At 70.9% G+C, this 26,356-nt stretch carries 20 protein-coding genes; 8 read left to right on the top strand and 12 right to left on the bottom strand.

Annotated features, from left to right (window positions below; translation table 11 throughout):
* Window positions 1–35 precede the first annotated feature (35 nt).
* Together BKA14_RS04360 and BKA14_RS04365 are read left to right on the top strand one after the other, a co-directional pair.
* Window positions 36–359 carry a putative quinol monooxygenase gene (locus BKA14_RS04360; RefSeq protein WP_184949644.1) on the top strand — a complete coding sequence of 108 codons (324 nt, stop codon included), beginning with the start codon at window positions 36–38 and terminating at the stop codon, window positions 357–359.
* Between the two features lie 83 nt (window positions 360–442).
* Entirely contained in the window at window positions 443–2,641 is a 2,199-nt protein-coding gene (locus BKA14_RS04365; RefSeq protein ID WP_184949645.1) for a hypothetical protein, read from the top strand.
* Window positions 2,642–2,758: 117 nt separating this feature from the next.
* On the opposite strand, the gene BKA14_RS04370 is transcribed toward BKA14_RS04365, so the two are convergent.
* Window positions 2,759–3,943 carry a cellulose binding domain-containing protein gene (locus BKA14_RS04370; RefSeq protein ID WP_184949646.1) on the bottom strand — a complete coding sequence of 395 codons (1,185 nt, stop codon included), beginning with the start codon at window positions 3,941–3,943 and terminating at the stop codon, window positions 2,759–2,761.
* 142 nt (window positions 3,944–4,085) lie between these two features.
* Between BKA14_RS04370 and BKA14_RS04375 the strand changes: the two genes are divergently transcribed.
* Both BKA14_RS04375 and BKA14_RS04380 read left to right on the top strand, forming a co-directional pair.
* The gene (locus BKA14_RS04375) at window positions 4,086–6,245 is read left to right on the top strand and encodes a rhamnogalacturonan lyase family protein (RefSeq protein WP_460885222.1); all 2,160 of its coding nucleotides are present in this window, start codon (window positions 4,086–4,088) and stop codon (window positions 6,243–6,245) included.
* 259 nt (window positions 6,246–6,504) lie between these two features.
* Window positions 6,505–6,876, top strand: coding sequence for a VOC family protein (locus tag BKA14_RS04380; RefSeq protein WP_184949647.1), 372 nt, complete (start codon window positions 6,505–6,507; stop codon window positions 6,874–6,876).
* 41 nt (window positions 6,877–6,917) lie between these two features.
* Here BKA14_RS04380 and BKA14_RS04385 read toward each other — a convergent pair whose 3' ends face one another.
* Genes BKA14_RS04385 through BKA14_RS04400 form a run of 4 tightly spaced genes read right to left on the bottom strand, consistent with a single transcriptional unit; the run spans window position 6,918 to window position 12,795 of the window.
* The gene (locus BKA14_RS04385) at window positions 6,918–8,825 is read right to left on the bottom strand and encodes a glycosyltransferase family 4 protein (protein WP_184949648.1); all 1,908 of its coding nucleotides are present in this window, start codon (window positions 8,823–8,825) and stop codon (window positions 6,918–6,920) included.
* 42 nt (window positions 8,826–8,867) lie between these two features.
* Entirely contained in the window at window positions 8,868–10,235 is a 1,368-nt protein-coding gene (locus BKA14_RS04390; RefSeq protein ID WP_203722027.1) for a (Fe-S)-binding protein, read from the bottom strand.
* Window positions 10,235–11,347, bottom strand: a complete 1,113-nt coding sequence (locus BKA14_RS44900) for an FAD-binding oxidoreductase (RefSeq protein WP_184949649.1) — start codon at window positions 11,345–11,347, stop codon at window positions 10,235–10,237. The genes BKA14_RS04390 and BKA14_RS44900 overlap by 1 nt, the downstream gene beginning before the upstream one ends.
* Window positions 11,347–12,795: an FAD-linked oxidase C-terminal domain-containing protein gene (locus BKA14_RS04400; protein WP_184949650.1), complete on the bottom strand. Its 1,449-nt coding sequence runs from the start codon at window positions 12,793–12,795 to the stop codon at window positions 11,347–11,349. The genes BKA14_RS44900 and BKA14_RS04400 overlap by 1 nt, the downstream gene beginning before the upstream one ends.
* A 119-nt stretch (window positions 12,796–12,914) precedes the next feature.
* Between BKA14_RS04400 and BKA14_RS04405 the strand changes: the two genes are divergently transcribed.
* On the top strand, window positions 12,915–13,595 hold the full coding sequence (locus BKA14_RS04405; RefSeq protein WP_184949651.1) for a hypothetical protein: 681 nt from the start codon (window positions 12,915–12,917) through the stop codon (window positions 13,593–13,595).
* A 92-nt stretch (window positions 13,596–13,687) separates the two neighbouring features.
* On the opposite strand, the gene BKA14_RS04410 is transcribed toward BKA14_RS04405, so the two are convergent.
* Window positions 13,688–14,893, bottom strand: coding sequence for a cytochrome P450 (locus BKA14_RS04410; RefSeq protein ID WP_184949652.1), 1,206 nt, complete (start codon window positions 14,891–14,893; stop codon window positions 13,688–13,690).
* Window positions 14,894–15,052: 159 nt separating this feature from the next.
* On the opposite strand from BKA14_RS04410, the gene BKA14_RS04415 reads away from it, so the two are divergent.
* Window positions 15,053–15,448 (top strand): helix-turn-helix domain-containing protein, encoded by a 396-nt coding sequence (locus tag BKA14_RS04415; RefSeq protein ID WP_184949653.1) that lies wholly within the window; start codon window positions 15,053–15,055, stop codon window positions 15,446–15,448.
* Here BKA14_RS04415 and BKA14_RS04420 read toward each other — a convergent pair.
* Together BKA14_RS04420 and BKA14_RS04425 are read right to left on the bottom strand one after the other, a co-directional pair.
* On the bottom strand, window positions 15,396–16,496 hold the full coding sequence (locus tag BKA14_RS04420) for an MAB_1171c family putative transporter (RefSeq protein ID WP_184949654.1): 1,101 nt from the start codon (window positions 16,494–16,496) through the stop codon (window positions 15,396–15,398). The two genes, BKA14_RS04415 and BKA14_RS04420, sit on opposite strands and share 53 nt — an antisense overlap.
* Window positions 16,496–16,963: a hypothetical protein gene (locus BKA14_RS04425; RefSeq protein WP_239092498.1), complete on the bottom strand. Its 468-nt coding sequence runs from the start codon at window positions 16,961–16,963 to the stop codon at window positions 16,496–16,498. Before BKA14_RS04425 ends, BKA14_RS04420 begins: the two co-directional genes overlap by 1 nt.
* A 189-nt stretch (window positions 16,964–17,152) precedes the next feature.
* Here BKA14_RS04425 and ppdK point away from each other — a divergent pair, with 189 nt between their 5' ends.
* Entirely contained in the window at window positions 17,153–19,843 is a 2,691-nt protein-coding gene (ppdK, locus tag BKA14_RS04430; RefSeq protein WP_184949655.1) for a pyruvate, phosphate dikinase, read from the top strand.
* 269 nt (window positions 19,844–20,112) lie between these two features.
* On the opposite strand, the gene BKA14_RS04435 is transcribed toward ppdK, so the two are convergent.
* Together BKA14_RS04435 and recQ are read right to left on the bottom strand one after the other, a co-directional pair.
* On the bottom strand, window positions 20,113–20,490 hold the full coding sequence (locus BKA14_RS04435; protein WP_184949656.1) for a DUF732 domain-containing protein: 378 nt from the start codon (window positions 20,488–20,490) through the stop codon (window positions 20,113–20,115).
* A 277-nt stretch (window positions 20,491–20,767) separates the two neighbouring features.
* Window positions 20,768–22,753 carry a DNA helicase RecQ gene (recQ, locus tag BKA14_RS04440; RefSeq protein WP_184949657.1) on the bottom strand — a complete coding sequence of 662 codons (1,986 nt, stop codon included), beginning with the start codon at window positions 22,751–22,753 and terminating at the stop codon, window positions 20,768–20,770.
* A gap of 155 nt (window positions 22,754–22,908) precedes the next feature.
* Between recQ and BKA14_RS43560 the strand changes: the two genes are divergently transcribed.
* Window positions 22,909–23,667, top strand: a complete 759-nt coding sequence (locus BKA14_RS43560; protein WP_239092497.1) for a DUF2225 domain-containing protein — start codon at window positions 22,909–22,911, stop codon at window positions 23,665–23,667.
* Here BKA14_RS43560 and BKA14_RS04450 read toward each other — a convergent pair.
* Complete coding sequence (locus tag BKA14_RS04450; protein WP_184949658.1) at window positions 23,651–25,570, bottom strand: SpoIIE family protein phosphatase; 1,920 nt, start codon at window positions 25,568–25,570, stop codon at window positions 23,651–23,653. The two genes, BKA14_RS43560 and BKA14_RS04450, sit on opposite strands and share 17 nt — an antisense overlap.
* A gap of 33 nt (window positions 25,571–25,603) precedes the next feature.
* Complete coding sequence (locus BKA14_RS04455) at window positions 25,604–26,245, bottom strand: GTP cyclohydrolase II (protein WP_184949659.1); 642 nt, start codon at window positions 26,243–26,245, stop codon at window positions 25,604–25,606.
* Between the last annotated feature and the right edge of the window lie 111 nt (window positions 26,246–26,356).

A 26,356-nucleotide genomic window follows, 5' to 3' on the forward strand; every position in this document is an offset into this window, starting at 1 on the left:
CACCCTGGACGGGATCCACCTGGGGAGGCATCACCATGATCTTCATTACCGCCAAGTTCCCGGTGAAGCCGGAGCACGCGGACCGCTGGCCCGAGATCTCCCGGGCGTTCACCGAGGCCACCCGGGCCGAGCCGGGCTGCCTCTGGTTCGACTGGTCGCGCAGCCTCGACGACGCCAACGAGTACGTGCTGGTGGAGGCGTTCCGCGACGGCGACGCGGGCGCGGCCCACGTCGGGTCGGCCCACTTCCAGCAGGCCCAGCGGGATCTGCCACAGTATCTGTCGGAAACACCCAAGATCGTCAGTCAGACTGTTGATCAGGACGGCTGGTCCGAACTGGGAGAACTTGCCGTCGAATAGACGCACGGTCGTGCCCGACCGGAGGTTCACCGCACTTGAGCGCGCTTCCTACCGTGGGTCCCCCGGGATCCTGGAGGAGCAACGTGCGCGTGGCCCTGGCCGCCCTGGCGGCGGTCGTGCTGCTGGCGGCGGGCGGCGTCATCGTCTGGTCGCTGCGGTCGCCGGCGACGATCGCCCGGATCACGGCGGCCGCCGGGGGCACGGTCATGACCGGCGACGGGGTGTCGGTCCGGTTCGCGCCGGGCGCGGTCACCGCCGACACCGAGGTCCGGATCGTGCCGCGCCCGAGCATCGAGGCCCCGGACGGGCTCACCTGGCTGGCCGAGCCGGTCGCGATCACGCTCGGCGCGGGCACGCTGCGCACCTCGGCCACGATCACCCTGCCGCTGCGCGCGGAGGCTGAGGACGGCGGCCTGGTCACCGTCGTGTCGCGCGACGGCCACCGGGTGTGGAGCAGCGAGGGCGGGATCGTCGACCGCACCGCGGGCACGATCACCACGACCGTCGGGCACCTGTCGATCTTCTCGGCGGGCCGGGCCGTCGTGTCGGCGCCCGACCCGACCGGCGAAGGCGGAGGCGCTTACGAAGCACCCGAACCGGATTGCGGCACCACCCCCTCCGACCGCTGGACCGCCCACGTCGAGGGCGCCGCCGCGAGGGCCTGCGTGGCCGCGGGCGCCGCCGACCGGTCGGCCCTGATGCGCGTGGCCAACGGTTCCGCATCCGGCCGGTTCGCCCGGCTCGGTGGTTATCCCCCGCTCGCCGTGGCCCAGCCCAACCGGGCCAGCGCGGCCGAGACCGCGTGGCGCAAACTGGCCGAGGCCGACCGCGACTACACGTTCCTGCCCGGTCACGGCGTGCTCGACGTGTCGCTGCCCGGCAACTACGACAGCATCGACTTCGTCGCCCGTACGGGGCCCGACGTCACCCGGGCCGAATACCTCGTCGACGTGATGAGCTCCGCGTTCGTCCCGGCCGAGGTCACGGTCACCGCCGTGCGGTGCGCTCTGGCTCTGCCCCCGGACGGGCTGGACGGGCGGCTGGCCTCCTGCGTGAGCGACGCCTTCGACGCCGTGCCCGTCCTCGGCGAGGGCGCCCCGGAGAATCAGGCCCGAGCCGACCGGGCCGACGTCCGGGGGTCCGTGATCGCGGCGATCCGCGGCCTGACCGGGGTCGTCGCGTCCCGCCCGGCCGAGCCCGACGAGTGGCGTGTCGTGGCCCGGCGCAGCCCGGTCATCCCGCGCAAGGCCCTCAACGAGCCCGGCGGGTCCATTCCCGCGGCCGTCGTCTCCACCCAGGAGCGCCTGTACGCGGCGGCCCAGCGCGACACGCTGACCGACGCGCTCCCGCCGAGCGGCCTCACGTACGCCGGCACCGGGCTCACCGGCCCGCGCGTGACCGGCGCCGTGGCCGCGCTGGTGACCACCCCGCCGCTGCGCTGGCCGTGCGACGAGACCTCACGCGACGGCTACGTCTACGGCCTGGCCGACTCCGGCCTGCTCACCTATCCGGCCCGCCTGGCCGACCTGGGCCTGCCACCCGAGGACGTCGGCATCGTGCGCCAGACGGCGGCCGGCGGCACCGACTACCGCCTGTGCATCGCGCTCGACGGCACCTGGACGTCGCTGGTCGCGGGCATCCCGCCCGGCGACTTCCCGGCCGCGGAGGCCCGGAGACTGGCCGGGCTGGGCCCGGTGACCTGCGGGGAGACACCGGCCAACGCGTTCGTCCCGCCCGACTCGGTCTGCCGCAGCATCGCCCGCACCGACCTCGACGGCGACGGCCGCACGGACACCCTGGTCGTCTACCAGCGGGGTGACCGCTGGACGGCGCGCGCGGTGCTGGCCGCCGGCCGCACCTCCGACGTGCTGCTGCCGTTCGACCGCCCGGAACTGCTGGACAGCCTCGATCTGGACGGTGAGCCGGGCGAGGAGGTCGCGCTGCGCACCGGCCCCGCGGTGCGCCTGCTCTCGCTGACCTCCGACGGGCTGGTCCTGATCGAGCAGAGCTTCGCGACCGCGTCGACCCTGGCCCGTACGGCCGGGATCGGTTGTTCCGACAGCAACGGCGACGGCCGCCCCGAACTGGTGTCGGGCTCGGCCGGCTTCACCCGCGACCCGCGCACCGGCGCGATCGTGGCCGCCGCGACGGTGGAGACCCGGTGGACGTGGAGCGGGAAGAGCCTGCAGCAGGGCGAGACGATCCGCCGCCAGCTCTCCGGCCCGCAGGCCTCCTCGGCGGCGGCCCCGCCCTACTTGGACGTCACCTGCGCCTGGCGCTGAGTCCGGGCCGGCCGTGACATCGCTCGAGCGGTGACCCCCGGCCTGCCGCCGGGGCGACAGGCCGGGGCCCCCGGAGGTCGGCGCGGTCACCCGCACCCGCCCGGACCGGGCTCGGCCCTACGGGAGCAGGGCGCTGACGGCCGGGTACCAGCGGTCGGCGATCTTGGCGTTGCCGGCGTCGTTGGGGTGGACGCCGTCGTACGTGTCGGTGGCCGGGACGAAACCGGTCCACTGGTCGACGACCTTGATCGGGGACGCCGCGGTGGACAGGCCCGCGGCCCAGGCCGGGATGGCCGCGTTCAGGTCGACGACGCGCCGGCCGCATTCGGCGCAGTTGGAAGCGTTCATCGGGATGATCTGAGCGACCAGGATCTTCATGCCGGGGTTGGACGCGCGCATCTGACCGACCAGCTTCGTGTACGCGGCCAGGATCGTCTCGGGTGCGAAATTGCTCCACACGTCGTTGGTGCCGAAGTGCATCAGCACGACGTCGGGCTTGCTCGCCGCGAGCCAGCCGACCAGCTGGTCCTGGGCGGCCACGGCCGACACCAGTGCGCCGCCGTGACCCTCGTTCTCGCCGTCGTACGGGAAACCGCAGCCCTGGCCGGGGAGCGTGCCCACGAAGTCGACCTTGGCCGCGGGCAGTTTCTGCCAGAGCAGGGCGCGCCAGCAGCCGGGTGAGCCGGTGATCGAGTCACCCAGCGCCATGATTTTGACCGCGGAACCGGTGGGCGGGGTGGTCGGTGGCGTCGTCGGGGGAGTGGTCGGCGGGGGTGTCGTGGGCACGGTTGCGCCAGTACACGCCACGCCGTTGAGGGCGAACGCCGACGGTACGGGGTTGCTGCCGGTCCACGAGCCGTTGAACCCGAAGCTCGCGGTGCCGTTGGTGGCCAGCGCGCCGTTCCAGGAGGCGTTGCGGACGGTGACCCCGGCTCCGGACTGGGTGGCGGTGCCGTTCCACAGCTGGGTGATCGTCTGGCCGGCCGGGAAGGCGAAGGTCAGCGCCCAGCCGTTGACGGGGTCGCCCAGGTTGGTGATGTCGACGGCCGCGCCGAAGCCACCCTGCCACGAGTTCGACACCGTGTAGCGAACCTGACATCCGACCGCGGCGTCGGCCCGGCTGGCGGCGCTGACCGCGCCGGTGGACAGGAGGGCGGTCGCGGCGGCCAGTACGGCCAGCCGCCGCCGGCGACCATCGGCCCGCCCGGGCTGTTCGCCGGGCCGGTGGGGCCGGGCGGCGGCCGGAGCGGGCGCGACGGCTGGGCGGGACCGGCGGGGGAGGGCCGTTCGGAGTCGGAGCATGGGCACCTCGGGGGCTGATTGATAACGGTGGATTTCCGCATGATGACATGGGAGCGCTCCCATTCCAACCTTGACCACAGCGCGGCAACAAGCCACCCTGGGAACGCTCCCATTTATCCCCCTCGATCTAAGGACACCACTCGTGGCCAGAAGAGGAAAGATCGCGGCCGTCCTCGCCGTCGCCACCGCCGGCGCGGGGATCATGGTCGCGACCAGGGCCGACGCGGCCGCCGGATGCCAGGTGCGCTACTCCGTGGCGAGCAACTGGCCGGGCGGCTTCGGCGCCGGCGTCGAGGTCGTCAACCTGGGCGACCCCGTCAACGGCTGGACGCTCACCTTCGCCTTCCCCGGCGGCCAGGCGATCAGCCAGCTCTGGAACGGCTCGGTGACCCAGAACGGCGCCCAGGTGTCGGTGCGCGACGCCGGTTGGAACGCTTCAATAGCGACCAACGGCTCCGTGAGCTTCGGCTTCAACGCGACCGGCGACGCCACGCCCCCGGCCTCGTTCAGCCTCAACGGCGTCGCCTGCACAGGCGGAACCACGCCGACGACACCGCCCACCACGGCCCCCACGACTGCACCCCCCACAACACCGCCCACCACGGTCGCACCCGCGGACGGCAAGCAGCGGGAACGCCTCGACCGCGGCGTGATCAGCGTCCGCTCCGGCTCGGCCAACCTGGTCAGCTGGCGCTGGCTGGCCACCGACCCCTCCGGCATCGGCTTCAACGTCTACCGCGGCACGACCAAACTCAACGCGGCGCCGATCACGGGCTCGACCAACTACCTCGACTCCGGCGCCGCGGCGAACGCGTCCTACACCGTACGGGCTGTTCTCGGCGGCACCGAGCAGGCCGCGGAGGGCCCGTCGCTCAGCTTCGCCAACGGCTACCTGGACGTGCCGATCCAGAACCCCAACAGCTCCCTGTACGCCGCCAACGACGCGAGCACGGGTGACCTCGACGGCGACGGCCGGCTCGACCTGGTGCTCAAGTGGGAGCCGCTCAACGCCAAGGACAACTCGCAGTCCGGCGTCACCGACCCCGTCTACGTCGACGGCTACAAGCTCGACGGCACCCGGCTGTGGCGCATCAACCTGGGCCGCAACATCCGCGCCGGGGCCCACTACACCCAGTTCCAGGTGTACGACTACGACGGCGACGGCCGGGCCGAGGTGGCCATGAAGACCGCCGACGCCACCGTCTCGGGCACCGGGCAGGTGATCGGCTCGGCGAGCGCCGACCACCGCAACTCGTCGGGCTACGTGCTCACCGGCCCCGAATACCTGACGATGTTCGACGGCCGCACCGGGGCCGCGCTGTCCACCGTCGACTACGTGCCCCCGCGCGGCACGGTGTCGAGCTGGGGCGACTCGTACGGCAACCGGGTCGACCGGTTCCTGGCCGGCACGGCCTACCTCGACGGCAGCCGCCCCAGCCTGATCATGGCGCGCGGCTACTACACCCGCAGCGTCGTCGTGGCCTGGGACTTCCGCAACGGCACGCTGACCCGCCGGTGGACGTTCGACAGCAACAGCTCGACCAACAGCGGCACCGCGGGCCAGGGCAACCACCAGCTCTCCGTGGCCGACGTGGACCGCGACGGCCGGGACGAGATCGTGTACGGGTCGCTGGCCATCGACGACAACGGCGCGAAACTGTGGAACACCACGTACGGGCACGGCGACGCGCTGCACGTCGGTGATCTCGACCCGTCCCGTACGGGCCTGGAGGTCTTCAAAGTCGACGAGGACTCCAGCAAGCCGTCGTCGTGGTTCGCCGACGCCCGTACGGGACAGATCCTGTGGAGCACACCGGCGAACGGGGACAACGGGCGCGGCGTGTCGGCCGATATCTGGGCCGCAAGCCCCGGCGCGGAGTCGTGGTCGTCGGCGGCCGACGGCGTACGGAGTCCCTCGGGTGCCGTCGTGTCCTCGCGCAAACCGAGCTCGGCCAACTTCGTGATCTGGTGGGACGGCGACGCGCAACGCGAACTGCTCGACCAGACCCGGATCGACAAGTACGGCACGTCGTCGGACACCCGCCTGCTCACCGCGTCGGGTGTGCACTCCAGCAACGGCACCAAGGCGACCCCGTCACTCAGCGGCGACCTGCTCGGCGACTGGCGCGAAGAGGTCATCTGGCCCACGTCCGACAACACCGCGCTGCGCATCTACTCGACCCCCATCCCGACCGACCGCCGGGTACTGACACTGCTGCACGACATCCAGTACCGCGAGGCCCTCGCCTGGCAGAACACCGCCTACAACCAGCCGCCGCACCCGAGCTTCGCCATCGGCTGAGTTTCCTCCCGGCTCCGGTCGCCCGGGGACGTCTGGCCACAGCCCGCGAGACGTCCCCGGCGGCCGGAGCGCCTACGCCGGCGCGGCGGGGGAACCCGTCGTTGTGCGCCCCTGACTGGGCCCGGCGCGTCCGTCACCGCCCCTTGGGCCGCTGATCCCAAGTCCGTCCGGGCGGCCGGTGGCTCGGACTGCGGTATCCGTGCTTCGCCATTCACAGCGCAGCCGACACGAGCGGAGCCGGATCTCTAGGATCGGGACCATGATCCTGCGACACCTCACGATCGACAGTTCCGAGCCTTACGAGCTGGCCCGCTTCTGGAGCGCTGTCACCGGCTGGCCGCTCGGTGACGACGACGAGCCCGGCGACGACGAGGTGCTGATCGAGGCCCCCGCGCCCGTGCCCGGCCTGCTGTTCATCCGGGTGCCCGAGGCCAAGACGGTGAAGAACCGCCTGCACATCGACTGGATGCCCGACGAACGCACCCGCGACGAGGAGGTCGACCGTCTGACCGCCCTGGGCGCCAAGCTCTTCGAGGACCACCGCACCCCCGACGGCCTGGGCTGGGTCACCATGCAGGACCCCGAGGGCAACGAGTTCTGCGTCGAACGAAGCACCATCGAGCGGGCATGACGTGAGCAACCGGGGTGCTGCACGTAAGCACCACCCCGGCGCTACACCTTGGTAGCCGCCGATACCGCGCAGTTGTGCGATCGGTGACTGCCCAAAGCGCACAGGACCTGTTGCACGGAGTCTTCCCAACTGATGTCGGCGGCCAGCGCCCGGCGTACGAAAGCTGCTCGCGAGAATGCCGCCTCCGGATCACGGAGTGTCTCAACCAGCGCGTTCGCCCAGGTCTCAACGATCGCGTCGTCGTCGCCGCGGACAGGCAACACTTCTCGCGGCAGACCTCTCTCGCCGTCGTGGACTTTTTCGATCAGCAGTCTCGCGAGTCCACTGTCCGCACTGACGAGGACGGGAACAGCGGCAGCGATCGCCTCGTAGGCGGCCAGGCCGAAGCCCTCATGGCGGGAGGGCATGACAACGACGCGCGACTGCCACAAATCCAGCTTCAGAGCGGTCTCGTCGGTCGAGTATCGGCGAAGGACGACTTCGACGTGAGGCGACAGGATCTCGTCGATCCGAGCTTTCACCGCGTCGGCCTCATCCGCGGGTACACCTCTGACCACGAGGATCGGTCTCCCGTACCGATTCGACTGGAGGCGTTCGACAACCTTCAACATGGCCGACACGGCGATGTGGATGCCCTTGGAATGCATGTCCTCGGCCCTGGCGACGAGCAGAACTTGTCGCCGGGGCGAGACGTCGGCCGGATCCACTGTCGCGCCCCAATCGCGCAACCCGGGGAGGAAGTTCAAGACGCGCGGCCTTGTGTGTGGCCACCCTCGCATGGCGTGTTCGATGGACTCGGCAAGCAACGGCCCGACGCCGGCGACGAGGTCGGCTGAGACTGCCAACTCGGTCTCGACACGCTGCCGCTCCTCCGCGGTGAGCATCCGCGACGGGCCGCCGGATTTCTCCTTGGCCGATTCCAGCAGTTCGGCATCGGTGTGGACGAAATGCACGCGTTTCGCCTGTCCGAAGAACGAGCTTTGCAGGGCATAAGCGTAAGGCCCCAGGATTCGTCCGTGCCCGACGATCACATCCGGCACATACTCATCGGACTCGAACCGGGGACGAGTCAGCAGCGCCTCGGTTCCTCTGAGTCCGGGCACCGTGGGCGGTACCACTAGGGTGACTCCCGATTTCAGGGCGAGATCTCGTTCAGTGGGATCGGTTTGCGGCAGCATGACGTGTACTTCGCAGCCAGCTTCGGCGAACGCTACCGCCAGGTCCCGGTTGAAGGTTGATATGCCGCCTTTGGACGACTTCCACTCGCCTGCCACCAGCAGGATGCGCGGGGAGAGACCAGTACCCTCGTTTCCTGGTCCGGAGGGATCCGGCGCAGCTTGATCGCTCTTGACTCGTGCGGTCTCGGCGATCTGATCCATCGCTTCAGCGAAATCGCGCAGTTCTGCGGGAGCGCCGTCCGACGTGACCGAGACCCATCTCGAGCCGCGCTCGACTGCCAAACCGAGGATCACTCGATCAAAGCCGGCTCCGTCACGTCTCTCGGACAGGACTCCCGAAAGCTGCTGGGCGACATGAGATGACCGAGACGCCCCCGAGGGCAGCCGCTCGGACGAAGCCGTCCCCTCGTCGTCGATCAGGATTGCCACGAGGGCGAGGCGCGTGCCGCCGGGAAAGCTGCGCCGGACCCGGACTGACGTGCCGAGCAGCTCGTTCACCCGGTTGCGCCAGTTCTTTCCGAAGGACCTGGTTCCCCAGACCTTTATCTCCACCGCGAGCGGAGCTGTGCCGGCAGCTTCGTCCAGGACGATGTCTATGCCTGATTCGAGGCTGCGTAGCCGATGAGTGTCCAGTCGGATCTCGAGCGCTCCGGCGATCTCGTATTCGAGGTGGGCGAGGTGCTGACCGGATGCCGGTCCGAAGGCCCGCCAGCCGGACGAGAAAGTCTCACCGGCGTGGAGCCCAGCAATGATCGGCAGCGGGTCGGTCATGCTGGGAGCATAGGGGGAGGTGATCGGCGCCCACCAATGTGATCATGTGCTCCGGGCTTGGACCAAGGTGGCGGCGCCCAGGTTGCGGATCGAGGCGTCGAGGACCTGGGCCGTGTGGGCCATGGCCAGCTCGGTGCCTTGGCGGCGTAGCGCGGCGGCGACCTGCATCAGGCAACCCGGGTTCGCCGTGACGAGCAGTGCGGCGCCCGTGGCCAGGATGTTCGCCGCTTTGCGGTCGCCCAGTTCGGCTGCGGGCACCGGGTTGAGGATGTTCCAGATGCCGGCCGAGCCGCAGCACAGCTCGGGGTCGGCGATTTCGCGCAGCTCGAGTTCGGGGATGCCGCGCAGCAGCGCCCTCGGCTGGGCGCGGATGCCCTGGGCGTGCCCCAGATGGCAGGCGTCGTGATAGGCCACCGTGATCGGCAGCGGGTGCCGCGGGGCCACCGGGCCCAGTTCGTCCAGCAGTTCCGCCAGGTCGCGCACCTTGGCTGCGAAAGCCGCGGCGCGGGGTGCGTAGACCGGGTCGTCGGCCAGCAGTTCGCCGTATTCCTTGAGGGACGAGCCGCAGCCGGCCGCGTTGACGACGAAATAGTCCATGCCCGTACGGGCGAAGGTGTCGATCAGCCGGCGGGCGAATCCGAGCGCTTCCTCGCGGCGCCCGTTGTGCGCGCTGAGCGCGCCGCAGCAGCCCTGACCGGCCGGGATCACCACGTCGCAGCCCTCGGCGGCCAGAATGCGTACGGTGGCCGAATTGACTTCGGGGAAGAATGCGCCCTGCACGCAGCCGGTCAGCATGCCGACGACTGCGCGCCGGGTGCCGCGGGCCGCCACCCGGCGCGGTGGGGAGGGCACTTTGCGCAGTTGCGGCGCGAGCGATTCCAGGGTGGACAGTGTGGGGCCCAGCCGGTCCAGCAAACCGCTGCGGGCCACCAGTTTCTGCAGACCTGTTTTCTGGTACGCCCGTAGGGGCCCGCGGAGCAGCCGCAGCCGGCGGGGATAGGGGAACACCGCGAAAATGGCCTTCCGCAGCAGCGAATCGGCCGGTCCGCGCGAATAGCGCCGTTCGACCTGGGCCCGGGTGTCCTCGATGAGTTTGTCGTACTGCACGCCGGACGGGCACGCGGTCACGCACGACATGCAGCCCAGGCATTTGTCGAAGTGGGACACCATCGAATCGCTCAGCGGCTCCCCGTTGAGACCTTCGTTGATCAGGTAGATGCGCCCGCGCGGCGAATCGGCTTCGGCGCCCCACAGCACGTACGTAGGGCAGGTGGTCAGGCAGAAACCGCAGTGCACACAGTCCGCGACCAGTTCGGCCCGCGGCGGATGGTGGTCGTCGAACGCCCCGGACTCCAGCGGGCCGAGCACATCCCGCGGCGGTTCCCCGGTTCCCCACGTCGCGTCGACCACTAGATGCCTCCTACGAATCGCCCCGGAGCGAAGCGGTGCCCGGGATCGAACTGGTCCTTCACCCTTCGCATCAGCGCGAGACCCGGAACCGGTCCCCACATGTCCAGGATGTCGCGGACGGGCGCCGGCGCCGTCAGCACGACCGCGTGCCCACCCCCGCGCACGCACAAGGCCCGCAACCGTTCCACGTCGGTGATGTCGCGCGCCGCGGCGTACAGCACCCCCGTGCCGGCCGACCCGCGCACGTCCGCATCCGCGTCGAGCAGCGCCGGCACCTTCGACAGGGGCACCGACAGCTTCATGCCGATCCCGTCCGCGCTCCACGGCGGCACGCCCCACCACCCCGGCGGCTGCTCGGCGATCTCTCCCGCCAGCAGCTTCCCGACCAGTGCGGCCCTTTCCTGTACGCCCTCCGGCGTGCCCTCGATCAGGACGGCGAGCTCGCCCGTGGCCGAGTCGACCTCGATCGCGGCCGGCGCCACCCGGGCGGCCAGGATCGAGGGCACGGCCTGGGCCGGGGCGGTCGACCGCACGTACGCGTGCGCCTGCGGCCGCGGGTGCAGGCGGAACACGCACTCGGTGATCAGCCCCAGGGTCCCGTACGACCCGGTGTAGAGCTTGCCCAGGTCGTAGCCCGCCACGTTCTTGACGACCTTGCCGCCGGCCTTGGTGATCGTGCCGTCGGGCCGCACCACGGTGATGCCGATCAGCAGGTCGCGCGCTGTCCCGTAGTGCATGCGGCGGGGCCCGCTGGTCGCCGTGGCCACCGTGCCGCCCACCGTGGCCCCCGGCGGGTGGTCCAGGGCCAGCTGCTGATCGCCCAGGTCGAGATCGTCGAGCGGTGTGCCCGCCCGCAGCACGGTGATCAGGTCGCCCGCGGCGTGCTCGACCATCCCGGCCAGCCGCCGCGTGTCGATGATCAGGTCGAGCGCGCGCGGGGGAGGACCCCAGTGGATCTTCGTGCCGCCGCCCCGCACCACCACTGTCAGATCCCGGGCGGCGGCCACCACCGCGGCCGCCTCCTCGGTCGTGGCCGGTTCGGCGACCAGGCGGGCCGGCACCCCGCCGACGTGATCGTCCCCGGTCGCCGGGCGCGTGAGATCCTCGATCATCAGAAGACCTCCACGCCCGGGAAACGCTCCCGCAGATCGGAGCCGGGCTTCTCGCCGCACAACCGTGGCGTAGGAAAGATCTTGCCCGGGTTCGACAGGGTCAGCGGGTCGAACGCGCACCGCACCAGCTGCATCGTCTCCAGGTCGGCGGGCCCGAACATCCGCGGCATGTATTTCGCCTTGTCCATGCCCACGCCGTGCTCGCCGGTGATCGAACCGCCGTACTCGATGCAGAGGTCGATGATCGCGCCCGACACGGTCTCGGCCCGCTCGGCCTCACCCTCGACGCGGGCGTCGAACAGCACGAGCGGATGCAGGTTGCCGTCCCCGGCGTGAAAGACGTTGGCCACCCGTACGCCGTGGGCCGTGGCCACCTCCGAGATGCGCCGGAGCACCTCGGGCAGCGCCGTCCGCGGGATCACGCCGTCCTGCACGATGTAGTCGGGGCTGATCCGGCCCACGGCTGCGAACGCCGATTTGCGGCCCTTCCAGAACAGTGCCCGTTCCGCATCGTCGGCCGCGATCCGGATCTCGAACGCGCCGTTCGCCTCGCACAACGCGGTGACCTGCTCGAACTGCGCCTCGACCTCGGCCGCGGGCCCGTCCAGTTCGACGATCAGCACGGCCGCCGCGCCGGGCGGGTAACCGCAGGCGACCGCGGCCTCGGCGGCCTCGACGGCCAGCGCGTCCATCATCTCGACGGCGGCCGGCACCACGCCCGCCCCGATGATCGCCGACGTGGCCGCGCCCGCCTGGTCGACGCTGCCGAACGCGGCCAGCAGCGTGCGCACGGTCTCGGGCAGCCGGGTCAGCTTGACGGTCACCTCGGTGGCGATGCCGAGCGTGCCCTCGGACCCGACGAACGCGCCCATCAGGTCGTAACCCGGCGGGTCGGGCGCCCGCCCGCCGAGCCGGACGAGCTCGCCGCCGGGTGCGACGATCTGCAGCCCGGTCACGTGGTTGGTGGTGAAGCCGTACTTGAGGCAGTGTGCGCCGCCCGAGTTCTCCGCCACGTTGCCGCCGATCGAGCAGATCTGCTGGCTCGACGGGTCGGGCGCGTAGTAGTAACCGTGCGGGGTGGCCGCCTTCGTGACCTGCAAGTTGATCACGCCGGGCTCGACGACGGCCCGTTCGTCCTGCGGCGCCACCTCGAGGATGCGGCGCATCTGGGCGGTCACGATCAGCACGCCCTCGGCGTGGGGGAGCGCCCCGCCGGACAGGCCGGTGCCCGAGCCGCGGGCCACGTACGGCACGCCCACTGCCACGCACGCCTTGACCACGGCCGCGACTTGAGCGGCGGTGTGCGGCAACGTGACCACGGCCGGGACGACCTTGTAGTGGGCGAGGCCGTCGCACTCGTACGTCCGCAGCTCCTGCCGGTCGGTGATGACCTGGTCGGGGCCCAGCTCGGAGCGCAGCCGCCGGACCAGCGCGTCGATGTCAGCCATGGAGCCCTCCCTCCCGACAACCTAACCCGAGCGCTCACTGAGCGCGATGGTGTCGATCGGTCCCGTAGTAGTTCCGGCACCGCGCTCGGACGGGCCCGCGGGTCTGGGATTATGGCCCGATGTTCGCGCGCGCTCTGGTGATCGGGACCTGTGCCCTCCTGCTCGTGGCCGGCTGCTCCGGCGACGACGACCCGGCCCCGGAACCGACCGGGCTGATCACCGCCACCACCATGCGCGGCGCCCTGCTGCAGGCCGACGAGATCGGACCGACCTGGGCCGCGCCGCAGACCAGCGCCGACCCCAACCGGCTGGTGAGCATCTGCGGCGGCACGACCACCGCCCCCTCCGTGCCGCCCGGCGGCGAGGTGGTGGCGGCGTCCTTCGTGGACGAGGGGCAGAAGGGCGCCCAGACCTTGGAGCAGACCGCGCTCGTCTACGGCGACGAGTCGCTGGCCACCGCGGCCCAGACGGCGCTGCGAGCGGTCGCCGACGGCTGCCAGGCCGACGTGTCGGTGCCGGCCACCGTCAACGACGAGAAGTCGGAACCGGCGTACACCGAAACCGTCGCGATCAAGACACTCGACGAGTCGGGCTGGAAGGGCTTCGCGGTGATCCGGCACAAGAAGTACGACCCGGCCCACCCCGGCACGGCGGACACCGCGGTAGCCGTGCTGAGCAGCCGAAACGTCGTGCTCGTGGACACGTACGCGATCTATCGGCTGAACACCTCGAGCCCTTCGCCGAACTTCGACGCCGACTGGCAGCGCCTGGTCGGCAGCGTCGTCCAGCGAGTCTCGTGACCCGGACGGGATAGACACGAAGGCCCTGTGTCGTCTAATGTTCCGAGTGCGCCGTTGCGAGTTCTTCCCCCGTGGAATTCGCAGCGGCGTCTTTATTGGGTGACCACCGGCAGCACGTCGAAACCCCTGATGGTCAGGCTGTCCCGCCGCTGCGCCCCAGCGGCCAGTCCGAGCCCCGGCCGCCGCTCGAAAAGCCGCGGAAAAGCGATCTCCGCCTCCAGCTTGGCCATCGGCGCCCCCAGGCAGTAATGCATGCCCCCGCCGAACGACAGCGACGTGTTGTCACCCCGCCGCAGGTCGAGCCGGTCCGGGTCGGGAAAGCGCCGCGCGTCCCGGTTGGCCGAGCCGGTGTAGGCCACGATCCGGTCGCCCGGCTCGAAGGTCACGCCGGCCACCGTCGTCGGTTCCAGCGCCGTACGGTCGATGTTCTGCACCGGCGAGTCGTAGCGCAGCAGCTCCTGCACCGCCGAGGCCGGGTCGGCGACCAGGTCGGGCCGCTGCTCCGGATGCTCCAGCAGCGCCACCAGGCCGTTGGCGAGCAGGTTGGTGGTGGTCTCGAAGCCCGCCGCGAACAGCAGCCCGGCCATCGTCAGCAGCTCGTCCTCGGTCAGCCGGTCACCGGCTTCCTCGTGCCCGACGAGCGCGCTCATCAGGTCCTCCCGCGGCCGGCGGCGCCGCTCGGCGGCCAGTGCGGCGAGATATTCCCGTACGGCCTTGGCCGCCGGGTTGGCCTTGGAGAGCACCTCGGGCGTGATGTCGTCGAGCACCGCCGACCAGTCCTGCACGAGATGCTGGAACTGGGCCCGGTCGGCGGGCGGGATGCCCAGCAGCTCGCTGATCACGTTGCACGGCAGCGGGAACGCGAACGCCGCGACGAAGTCGGCCGCGCCGTCCATCTCGTCGATCAGCTCGTCGATCATCCGCTCGGTGGCCGGGCGCAGCGCCTGCACCCGCCGGGCCGTGAAGCTCGAGCTGACCAGCCGCCGCAGCCGGGTGTGGTCGGGCGGGTTGATGCCCAGCAGGCTCGTGAAGTAGCCGTACAGCGCGGGGTGATCGGCCCAGTCGGCCAGGCCGGCGTGGGCCAGCAGTTCGACCGGCATCTTGCCCAGCTTGTGGTCGCGGGCGACGGCCGCGCACTCGGCGAACCGGGTCACGATCAGGGTGCCGTCGTCGGCGCGGACGAAGGCGCCGAGCTCGCGGAGACGCGTGTAGTGGCCGTACGGATCCGCTCGCCCCGCCGGAGTGGTGAGCTCCGACAGGAGTGCCGAAACCTCGCGACTTTCCACAATGTCCGCCACAACGTGACCATACAAGCTGGGGGTTGAGCGCAGGAGTGTCGTGTTCTAGGCTGCACTCGGTTCATCAACCACAGTTTATGGCGTCCTACATCGGGGGATGTGCACGAGCGCGGTTCGCGCTCCTGCTCATGGGCGTCGCGTCGGAGGAGGAGGGCGTGGGTGGGCGCCTTCTCCATCGCCGCGAAGCTGGACCGGCTGTTCAAGCAGCACCAGCCGGAACCCAGCTACATGGCCGTGGCCGAGGCGGTTCGCTCCGGCCAGGGCGTGGCGATCTCGCACACCTACATCTGGCAGTTGAGGACGGGCCGCCGCGACAACCCGACGGTCGCGCACCTGACCGCGCTGGCCACCTACTTCGGTGTGCCGGTGGCCTATTTCATAGACGACGACCAGACCCGCCGCATCGACGATCAACTTGAGTTGATGCAGACCATCCGCGCGGCCGGGGTCACCGAGATCGCGATGCGGGCGGCGGACATCTCGCCCCGCGGCCGCGATCTGATCAACGAGCTGATCCGGAAGGTCTGGGAGTCGGAGCGCCGCGACGACAGCTGACCGGCTGCCGGCGGTAGGCGCGGCTGACGCGGCTCAGCCACGCCACCTCGTCGGCCATGTCGGGCCCGACCTCGGCCCAGCCGCTCACCTGATCCGACGGCTCGGCGCCCTCGGCCCGCCGCCGCAGCGCCCCGGCGATCCGCGCCGCCTCCGCCTCGGGCCCGCCGTCGGCGGTGTCGCACGGCAGATAGCCGCGCAGCGCCAGCATGCCGTCGCGGATCTCGATGACCCGGCGGTAGAGCCGCAGGTGCACGTCGTCGACGCCGGCCAGCTCGACGATCGCCCGGCGCGGGGAGAAGAGGATGATCTCGGGGAACGTGTCGCGCATGGCCTTCCACAGGGGCCGCAGCGCCACCAGCGACCGGTACGCGGCCACGGCCGCCCGCGCCCGCGGGAACGCGGTGACGGCTCCACCGGTCACCATCAGCAGCGCGCTCGCCGCCTGCACGAACTCGGCGGGCGGGTCGAGCGCGGCCAGGTCGACCGCGGCGCCCGCGCCCAGCAGCACCATCACCACCGCCCGGAAGAACGCGTCGAGCGCCAGCAGCCCGGCCCCGGCCGCGAGCGCGCGCAGCGCCGTCCGCGACCACCGCACGGGCACCTCGGCCGCGATGGCCCAGAAGAACCGGGCGGCCGCTGCCAGCGCGACCCCCACGTAGAGGTCGAGCGCCACCCAGTAGGCCACCGTGGCCGGCGTCAGCTCGCCGGTGAGCAGTCCGGGACCGGTGAAGACGGCCCCGGCCGCGATCAGCAGCAGGACCAGCACCACGGCGCCCGACGCCGCGTGCCACCGCGGCCCCCGGCTGGTCACCAGCAGCAGGAACCGGAGCAGGAAGTAGGCCGCGACCATCGCCGACAGGTGCTGGACGGCGCCCGCCCGCAGCTGCTCCAGATCGTCGGCGACCCGCGGATAGGCCGCGGTGCGCGAGACCGCGAGGGCGATCACGGCGGCGGCGAGCGCGCGTTGCGGCCGGTCTCGCCAGATGCCGGGCAGTCGCGTCACCGCCAGGCCCCACAGCAGTGTCAGCAGGGCGGCGGACAGCAGCATTACGTCAGGCCCAGCGCATCCGTCGTGCGGCCGAGCGCGGTCTGCGACGGACGGGCGGAGCGGCCGCGGATCAGCGAGGCCATCATCTCGGCCTCGCGCTCCTGCTCGTCGGTGTAGCGCGCGCGGGCCAGCGCCCGTCGCACCGTCGCCGGCTCCAGATCGGGGAACAGGGTGCCCAGCGCGGCGTCGGAACCGGAGTGTCCGCACAGGATGTGCGAGAGCTCGTGCAGCACGATGTGCTCGGCGTGCAGCCGGGACGTGCCCGGGTCGAAGAACACGTGATCGGCCCGCTCGGTGCCGATCCACAAGCCGCAGGGCGCCTCGGCGCTCAGCCCGGGCACCGGCTGACGGATCAGCGGACGGCCGCGGCGGGACGACACCTCGGCGCAGAACTCGTCGAGGTCGAAGGGGTCGGGCACGCGGATTTCGCGCAGTCTCGCCTCGACCCGCCGCCGCAAACCCTCCACCGCGGACACGGTACCCGTCCGTTTCGCTGCGCGGAACTGCGCGGAGAAAGCGCTTACCGAACAGGGGGTGTCGTACGCCTGTGGAAAACCCCACCTACCTGTTAACTATTCGGCCAGAATCTGCATAGCCTTACGAACCTTGGGGCAGAAACCAGTTCGGCCGAGGATTCAAAACCGGAGGTGCTGGCGATGACAAAGTTCGTCTACGACTTCGCCGAGGGAAACAAGGATCTCAAAGACCTTCTCGGGGGCAAGGGCGCCAACCTCGCGGAGATGACCAATCTCGGCCTGCCGGTTCCGGCGGGCTTCACGATCACGACCGAGGCCTGCCGCCGTTTCCTGAGTGAGGGCGCGCACGTCGACGGGCTCGACGAGGAGATCGACCGCCATCTGGCCGCGCTCGAGGCGACGATGGGCCGCAAACTCGGCGATCCGGCTGATCCGCTGCTGGTCTCCGTCCGCTCGGGCGCGAAGTTCTCGATGCCCGGCATGATGGAGACCGTCCTCAACGTGGGGCTCAACGACGAGTCGGTCGAAGGCCTCTCCCGGCAGGCCGGGGGCAACGACCGTTTCGCGTGGGATTCGTACCGCCGGCTGATCCAGATGTTCGGCAAGACCGTTTGCGACGTGCCCGGCGAGGAATTTGAGAACGCCCTGCACGAGGCGAAGGTGGCCAAGGGCGTTCAGGACGACGTGCAGCTCGACGCGACCGATCTCAAAGAGCTCGTCGGCGCGTACAAAAAGGTCTTCGTCAAGCACGTCGGGCACGATTTCCCGCAGGAACCGCGCCATCAGCTCGAATTGGCTGTCGAAGCGGTGTTCCAATCGTGGAACGCCGACCGGGCCGTTCTCTACCGGCGCCAGGAACGCATCCCGGCCGACCTCGGCACCGCCGTCAACGTCGTCGCGATGGTCTTCGGCAACCTGGGCCCGGACTCCGGCACCGGCGTCGCCTTCACCCGTGACCCGGCCACCGGCGAGAGCGGCATCTACGGCGACTACCTGCAGAACGCGCAGGGCGAGGACGTCGTGGCGGGCATCCGCAACACGCTGCCGCTGGCCGACCTGGAAAGGCTCGACAAGAAGTCGTACGACCAGCTGCTGCAGATCATGGCCACGCTCGAGGGGCACTACCACGACCTGTGCGACATCGAGTTCACCATCGAACGCGGCAAACTGTGGATGCTGCAGACCCGCGTCGGCAAGCGCACCGCGGCGGCCGCCTTCACTATCGCCGCCCAGCTGGTCGACGAGGGCATGATCGACCTCGACGAGGCGGTCACCCGGGTCTCCGGGGCCCAGCTCGCGCAGCTGATGTTCCCCCGTTTCGACCTCGCGGCCGACCCGGTCTCCCTGACCCGGGGCGTGGGCGCGTCACCGGGCGCCGCCTTCGGCGCCGTCGTCTTCACGTCGGCCGATGCCGTCGCCCGCGCCGCCGAGGGTCAACAGGTGATCCTCGTCCGGCGGGAGACCAACCCGGACGACCTGCCCGGCATGATCGCCGCGCAGGGCATCCTGACCTCGCGCGGCGGCAAGACCTCGCACGCCGCGGTCGTCGCCCGCGGCATGGGCAAGACCTGCGTCTGCGGGGCCGACCAGGTCGAAGTCGGCCGCGACCAGTTCACGGTCGACGGCCAGGTCGTGCACGAGGGCGACGTGATCTCGATCGACGGCACCACCGGCCGCGTCTACCTCGGCGAGGTGCCCGTCCGCCCGTCCGAGGTCGTGCAGTACTTCGAGGGCGATCTGGACCCGGCCCAGGCCAACGACCCGCTCGTGGCGGCCGTGCACCAGATCATGAGCCACGCCGACGACCGTTCCCGGCTCAAGGTGCGCACCAACGCCGACACCGGCCCCGACGCCGCCCGCGCGCGCCGTTTCGGGGCCCAGGGCATCGGGCTCTGCCGCACCGAGCACATGTTCCTCGGCGACCGCCGCGAACTGGTCGAACGCCTCATCCTGGCGCACAGCAAAGCCGAACGCGACGACGCCCTGGCCGCCCTGCGGCCGTTGCAACGAGCCGACTTCCTCGAGATCTTCCGCGAGATGAACGGGTTGCCGGTCACCGTGCGGCTGATCGACCCGCCGCTGCACGAGTTCCTGCCCTCCCTCGAGGAACTGGCCGTGCAGGTGGCGGTGGCCAAGGAGCGGGGCTCCTCGGACGAACAGACCGAGCGGGACGAGCGGATGCTGGCGGCGGTGCGGCGCATGCACGAGTCCAACCCGATGCTGGGCCTGCGCGGCGTACGGCTGGGACTGGTCATTCCGGGCCTGTTCGCCATGCAGGTGCGGGCGATCGCCGAGGCCGCGGTGGCGCTGGCCGCCGAGGGTGGCCGGCCCCGCCCCGAGATCATGGTGCCGCTGGTCGGGGCGGTGCAAGAGCTGGAGACCGTCCGCCACGAGGCCGAGCGGATCATCGCCGAAGTGGTCGGCGACTCGGGCGTCGAAGTGCTGATCGGCACGATGATCGAGGTGCCGCGGGCCGCCCTGACCGCCGGGCAGATCGCCGAGGCGGCCGAGTTCTTCTCGTTCGGCACCAACGACCTGACCCAGATGGCGTGGGGTTTCTCCCGCGACGACGTCGAGGGCGCGTTCTTCTGGCGCTACCTGGAACTGGGCATCTTCGGCATCTCACCGTTCGAGTCGATCGACCGCGACGGCGTGGGCCGGCTTGTGCGGATCGCCGCCGAGGAGGGCCGGGCCCAGCGTCCCGGCCTCAAGCTGGGCGTGTGCGGTGAGCACGGCGGTGACCCGGAGTCGGTGCACTTCTTCCACGAGGTCGGGCTCGACTACGTGTCCTGCTCGCCGTTCCGGGTGCCGATCGCCCGGCTCGAAGCGGGACGGGCCGCGGTCGAATCGGCCGGTTCCGACCACCGCTGACCGTTTGCTGTGTCGCCGTCCGGGTGCTGCTCACCCGGGCGGCGTTCTTTCGCCGGTCAGCCTCAGCGGCGACCCCGGCGAAGGCCTCGAAGGTGTGGGACAAGCCGGCCGACGGCGGCACCGTGCAACTGCCGTTCGAGAAGCAGATGTGGGGCGACGTCCACGGCCCGCTCATCGACAAGTACGGGACCCCGTGGACGATCGACGTGGTCGCGCCGCAGCAGGTGTCGCGGGCCGGGCGGCCCCACGGCCGCCCGGCCCGGCCGAGCTCAGCTGCCCGCCGAGGGCGGGGCCTTGCACAGGTTGGTCGTCGAGATGGCCAGGATGCGCTGGGCCTTCTTGATGTCGGTCTGGAAGAGGTTGATCGCGTCGTTGATCTGATCGGCGGTGGTCATGCCGTTCTTGGCATCCATGCACAGGTTGTAGCCGTTGTCGATCGCCGTCTTCTCATCCGCGACCAGCCCGGCGTCGAGCGCGCGCATCGCCTTGAGGTAGGTCGCCTCGTCTCCCTTGGGCAGGCTGCCGGCCGTGTCCTCGACGGCCGCCTTCTTCGGCGCTTCGTCATCCGACCCCGAGCAGGCGGAGAGCGACCCCAGCCCGGCCAAAGCCACCAGAACGGTGCCCGTCACGACAAGACGTGCCCCCACGATGCGTCCCCCTCAAATCGATCACTACAGCGTGTACCGCAGGCACGGTACGGCCCCCGCGCCAGCCCCGAAACAGCCCCCCAGCCAACTTTTCCGGCCAAGCGGTCAACCGCCCCGCCTCGCGGCGCAGCCGGCCCTCGTCGCGCGGCCGGCCACCGCCGTGCGGCCTGCTCCCGCAGTGCGGGCCGCTCCCGCCGGGCGGGTGCTCCAGCCGTGCGGCCCGCCACCGCCGTGCGGTCCGCGCTCCCGGCTGCTTTGCGGGGCCGGCTGCTGACGGTCACGGGTAGTCGGGCGGCGGGGGCTCGCTGTCGTAGTCGTAGTCGGGCGGCTCCTCGTCGAACGTGAAGGCCGGCCCCGGATCGGGCTCGTCGCCGAAGCGTGATGAAACGGCCTTCCGCGGCGCCGGGGCCGCCCCGCCGCCCGATTCGTGCAGAGTGTCCAGCACAGCCTGGCCGAACTTGGTCAGCTTGTTCTGCCCGACGCCGCTGACCGTGCCCAGCTCGCCCAGCGACTTCGGGTTGAGCGCGGCGATCGCCCGCAACGTGGCGTCGTGGAAGATCACGTACGCCGGCATGCCCTGCTCCTTGGCGACCGACGCCCGCCACGCACGCAGCCGCTCGAAGGTCGACGCGTCGGCGGGGGAGAGGTCGGCCGCCGGGGCCGCCGTCGCCCGCTGCTTCGGGGCGCGCACCTTGGCCGGCGCCTCCCGCCGCATCATCACCTTGGTCTCGCCGCGCAGCACCGCGGCGCTGGCCTCGGTCAGCACCAGCGTGCTGTATTCGCCCTCGACGGCCAGCAGACCGGCGGCCAGCAGCTTGCGCACCACCCCACGCCACTCGGTTTCGCGCAGGTCGCTGCCGATGCCGAACACCGACAGCTCGTTGTGCCGGAATCGCTGGACCTTGTCGGTCTCCTTGCCCAGCAGAATGTCGATCGACTGACCCGCTCCGAACTTCTGCCCGCGTTCCCGCTGCAGCCGCAGCACCGTGGACAGCAACTTCTGCGCCGGGACAGTGCCGTCCCACGACTCCGGCGGCACCAGGCACGTGTCACAGTTGCCGCAGTTGTCCACAGTGGCGGTCTGCCCGAAATAGTTCAGCAGCTGCCACCGGCGGCACGTCACCGTCTCGCACAGCGCCAGCATCGCGTCGAGATGCTGGGCGGCGTTACGCCGGTAGGCCAGATCGCCGTCCGAACTGTCGATCATCTTGCGTTGCTGCACCACATCCTGCAGCCCGTACGCCAGCCAGGCCGTCGACGGCAACCCGTCACGCCCGGCCCGGCCGGTCTCCTGGTAGTAGCCCTCGACCGACTTGGGCAGGTCGAGATGCGCGACGAACCGGACGTCGGGCTTGTCGATGCCCATGCCGAAAGCGATCGTGGCCACCATGACCAGCCCGTCCTCCCGCAGGAAACGGGACTGGTTGGCTGCTCGCACCCGATTGTCCAGACCGGCGTGATAGGGCAGCGCGGCCACCCCGTTCTGCACCAGGAACTCAGCCGTCCGCTCGACCGACGCGCGCGACAAGCAGTAGACGATGCCCGACTCACCCGCGTGCTCGGTGCGCAGCAGATCGAGCAGCTGCTTGCGGGGCTCGTTCTTCGGCACGATTCGGTATTGGATGTTGGGCCGGTCGAAGCTGGCCGTGAAATGCCGCGCGTCGGTGAGCTGCAGCCGGGTCGCGATCTCGTCACGGGTGGCCGTCGTGGCGGTGGCGGTCAGCGCGATGCGCGGCACGTCGGGCCAGCGCTCGTGCAGCATCGACAGGCCCAGATAGTCGGGCCGGAAGTCGTGACCCCACTGCGACACACAGTGCGCCTCGTCGATCGCGAACAGCGAGATCTTGCCCCGGTCGAGCAGCCGCTGGGTGGCGGGCACGCCCAGCCCCTCGGGCGCCACGTAGAGCAGGTCCAGGTCGCCGTTGACGAACTCGGCCTCCACCATGCGCCGCTCGTCGTAATCCTGCGTGGAGTTGAGGAAGCCCGCCTTGACCCCGACCGTGCGCAGCGCGTCGACCTGATCCTGCATGAGTGCGATCAAGGGGGAGATGACCACGCCGGTGCCGGGACGCACGAGAGCCGGGATCTGATAGCACAGCGACTTGCCACCACCGGTCGGCATCAGCACGAGCGCGTCGCCGCCACCGGCCACGTGCTCGATGATCTCGTGCTGCTGACCGCGGAACGACGGGTAGCCGAACACCCTGTTGAGGACGTCGATGGCGGCCGAGCCGTGCGCGGAAACCTGGTCTACCGAAGTCACCCCGCGACAGTACAGAGAATCCCGGTCCGGGGGCCAAGGCCCTGTGGACAAGTCTTCGCTGTGGATAACGGGGTTGCCGGGGCTGGGATCTGGTAGGGGTTCACCCGATCGTGGAGGCTTGGGCTACCCGTCAGTCCCCGCGAAGAGGTAGGCCGATGACGTTCCCCTACGCCCGCACCTTCGACGACGTGCTCGCCTACGTGAAGAAGCGGCGGTGTGTGTGCGGCTCCACAAGGACCGAGATCGAGAACCGGGCCGGCGACAAAATCATGCTCGGCGGGCTCTCGGCCGTCCGGTTCGACTTCTCCTGCCGCAAGTGTGCCCGGCTGCGGGAGTTCACGTTCCGGACCGAGGAGGAACCGCCCCGCCCGCCGGCGGCCCGCGTGTTCGGTCTCGCCCGGTCCGCCGCCGAAGCGCACCTCTTCATGGATCTGCACCCGTGTGAGGTCTGCGGGACGGAGCAGTTCGAGCGGGCCTGCACGGTCGTCGTGGTGGACGGCGAGCCGTGCGGCCGGTACGCGGGCGTGTGCCCGGAGTGCGGCCACCCGCGCGAGTTCACGTTCCGGCTTCCGGAGGAGGAGGTTGTCTCCAGCCGCAGCGAGCCGAGTTTCGGCGGTGAACGCCCGTCCGAGTTGCTGGACGCCGGCGAGTGGCTGTGGGTAGCCGACTTCATCGCCGCCGGCGCCGCCGCCGTGGAGCGGCAGCGAGCCCGCGACGACCTGCTGACCGCGGCCGCGGCGGTTGCGGAGGCAAGAAAGTTCGTGCCGTACGGCGGGGATGCGGTGTCACCGGAGACGTTGCGGAGCCCGACCGGCCGGGCCGTCTACGCGGCGGAACCAGGCCGTTTCGACCGGCAGCGCCTGGAGCTCTTCGAGAACAGCCTCCGCGACCGCGCCGTCACGGGCGAGGACTGAGGGTTTCCGGCGGCAGCAGTGTGACCAGCGCCAGGATGAGCTGGGCGGGAGTGCCGGGGGCGGCGTCCAGCACCAGCGGCGCCTCCTGGATGGCGTGCTGCCCCGCCACGTGGTGCAGCGCCGACACCCCCGCGCTGGACAGGTGGGTGACCGCCGACAAGTCCACCGTCATCGGCATCGTTCCGCCCCGGCTGCGCCTCAGCAGTTCCTGGCGGGTCAGGGCGGCCGTGCTGACGTCGATCGGGCCTTCGATGCGGACCCGGGTCTCGTCGCCGCCGGGCAGTTCGGTGATGCGGAACTCCGGGGAGTGGGCGGGCGGGACCGGCGCCGCCCCGGCGGGGGTGTCGAGCAGGCGGGCGGGCCGGTTGAGGGGCTTGGTGAGGCGCGCGAACGTCCCGCTGCTGTCGTGGTCGACCTTCAGCGACGCCGTCAGCTGGGCGGCCAGGGCCAGGCCGCGGCCGCGATCGGCCCGGGGCCGCGGTTCCTGCCAGGTGCCCTGGTCGCGGACCGAGGCCTGCACCACGCCGGTGGGGGTGAGGGTGGCGTGCACCGTCACCGTCGAACCGGTGGTCGTGCCGGCGTGTTCGACCGCGTTGGCCAGCAGTTCGCCCAGCGCGTGCTGCAGGGCGAAGGCGTCCTCGGCGGTGGTGCCGATCTCGGCCAGCCAGCGGCCCAGCGCTTGCCGGACCCCGCGCAGCTCGGCGGGGGAGGCGGGCAGCGACAAATCCAGATCCGCCGCGACCGGCACGCGTTGCACGGCCAGCAGGGTGATGTCGTCGGTGTGGCCGGTCGTGCGCACCAGGAGCTCGACGGCCTGGGTGCAGACACGCTCGGCGGGGGTGGCCGACGGGTCGTGCAGGGCCCGGCCGGCGGCGCTGTCCGCGGCCACGTGGGCCAGTTCGGCCGAGCTGGTGGCGTGGTCGCGGCCGGGGCGTTCGAGGATGCCGTCGGTGTAGAGCAGGAGCAGCTCACCGAGGGCGAGGCGGTCCGCCCGTACACCGAAGTCGCCGCCCGTCCCCAGGGGTGAGCCGCCGGTCGGGGCCAGGAAGCGTGTCGCGCCGCCGGGCGTGACGACCAGGGGCGCGGGGTGCCCGGCCGTGCAGTACGTGAGTTCGCCGGTGAGCGGGTCGAGGGCGACCAGCGCCACCGTGGTCGCGTGGGCGGCCGGCACGCGGGCCGCGAAACGGTCGGCGGCGGCCAGAGCGTCGACGATGCCCGCGCCGTCCTCCAGCCTGTCCTGCAGCACCGCCCGCAGCTGGCCCATCACCCCTGACGCGCGCACCCCGTGACCGACCACGTCCCCGACGATCAGCGCGACCCGGCCGTCGCGCTGCGCGACCGCGTCGAACCAGTCACCGCCGGCCGCGGTGTCGGCCTCGGCGAGCAGATAGCTGGCCGCGACCTGCGCCCCGGGCAGCACCGGCAGGCCGGGCGGCAGCAGCTCGCGCTGCAGGGCCGTCACCACCGTGCGGCTCTGCTCGTAGCGTTGCTGGAGGTCGGCCGTCTGCTCGGCGGCCTCCTGGCGTTGCCGCACCATCTCGGTGACGTCGAAGCCGACGCCGATCACGCCGCGCCGCTGGTCGCCGTCCGTCCACGGCGTGATGCTGAAGTTGGCGTACATCTCGTGCACCGAACCGTCCGGCGCCGTCAGATGCACCCGCCACTCCCGCCCGTTGATCGGCTCGCCGGTGCGGTAGACGTCGTGGTAGGCGTCCACGAACTGCTGACCGACCAGGTCACTGAGCACCTCCCGGATGGGGCGCCCGCGGAACTCGCGGCCCGGGATCACCGCTCGGGTGGCCGCGCTGAGCGTGAGCACCCGCAGCTCGGGCCCCTCGCAGACGGCCAGGATGAAGGGCACCTGGTCGACCGCGGTGAGCAGCAGCGAAGGGTCGTCGGCCATGTCTTCATCCTGCCGGACGGAGGGGTCGGTGCGTCACTCGGCGAGGGGTAGCTCGATGGTGTGAGCGGTGTGCGAGGCCTTCGTGGCCAGGTAGCGCACGTTCGCCGCGGACATGTGCACCCCGGTCGGCACGCGCTGGGTCACGTCGATGCCGCTCTTCTCCAGCTGGATCGCCTTGTCCGGGTTGTTGCTGAGCAGGCGGATCCGGTCGGCCCCGAGGGCCAGCAGCATCTGCGCGGCCGCCGAGTAGTCCCGTTCGTCCTCGCCGCGGCCGAGCGCCACGTTCGCCTCGTACGTGTCGAGCCCGGAATCCTGCAGCGCGTACGCGTCGAGCTTGGCGTAGAGGCCGATGCCGCGGCCCTCCTGCCGCAGGTAGAGCAGGAAACCGCCCTGCTCGGCGATCCGCTCGACGGCCTCGCGCAGCTGCGGGCCGCAGTCGCAGCGCTGGCTGCCGAACACGTCGCCGGTGAGGCATTCGCTGTGCGGCCGCACCAGGGGGGCCCGCCCGCCGGCGGCGGACTTCTTCAACGCCCGCTGCCAGTCGCCCAGTCCGAGGGCCAGGTGCTCCTTGCCGTCGACGAGCCCGTCGAACGTCATCACCTGCGCGGTGGTCGCATACCCGTCACCGAACCGCAGCGGGACGGTCACCTGCTGCCGCACCGTGGCTTCTAACATCGGTCCTCCTCGTTGTTCCCCGCTGATCCGCTGTGCCCGCCCACCGGAGTCACCACCCCGCAACAGACCGCGAACGTGCCTGTAATCGTGTCGCGGATTATCTTGGACGCA

Source organism: Paractinoplanes abujensis, from assembly GCF_014204895.1.
Lineage (GTDB): Bacteria > Actinomycetota > Actinomycetes > Mycobacteriales > Micromonosporaceae > Actinoplanes > Actinoplanes abujensis.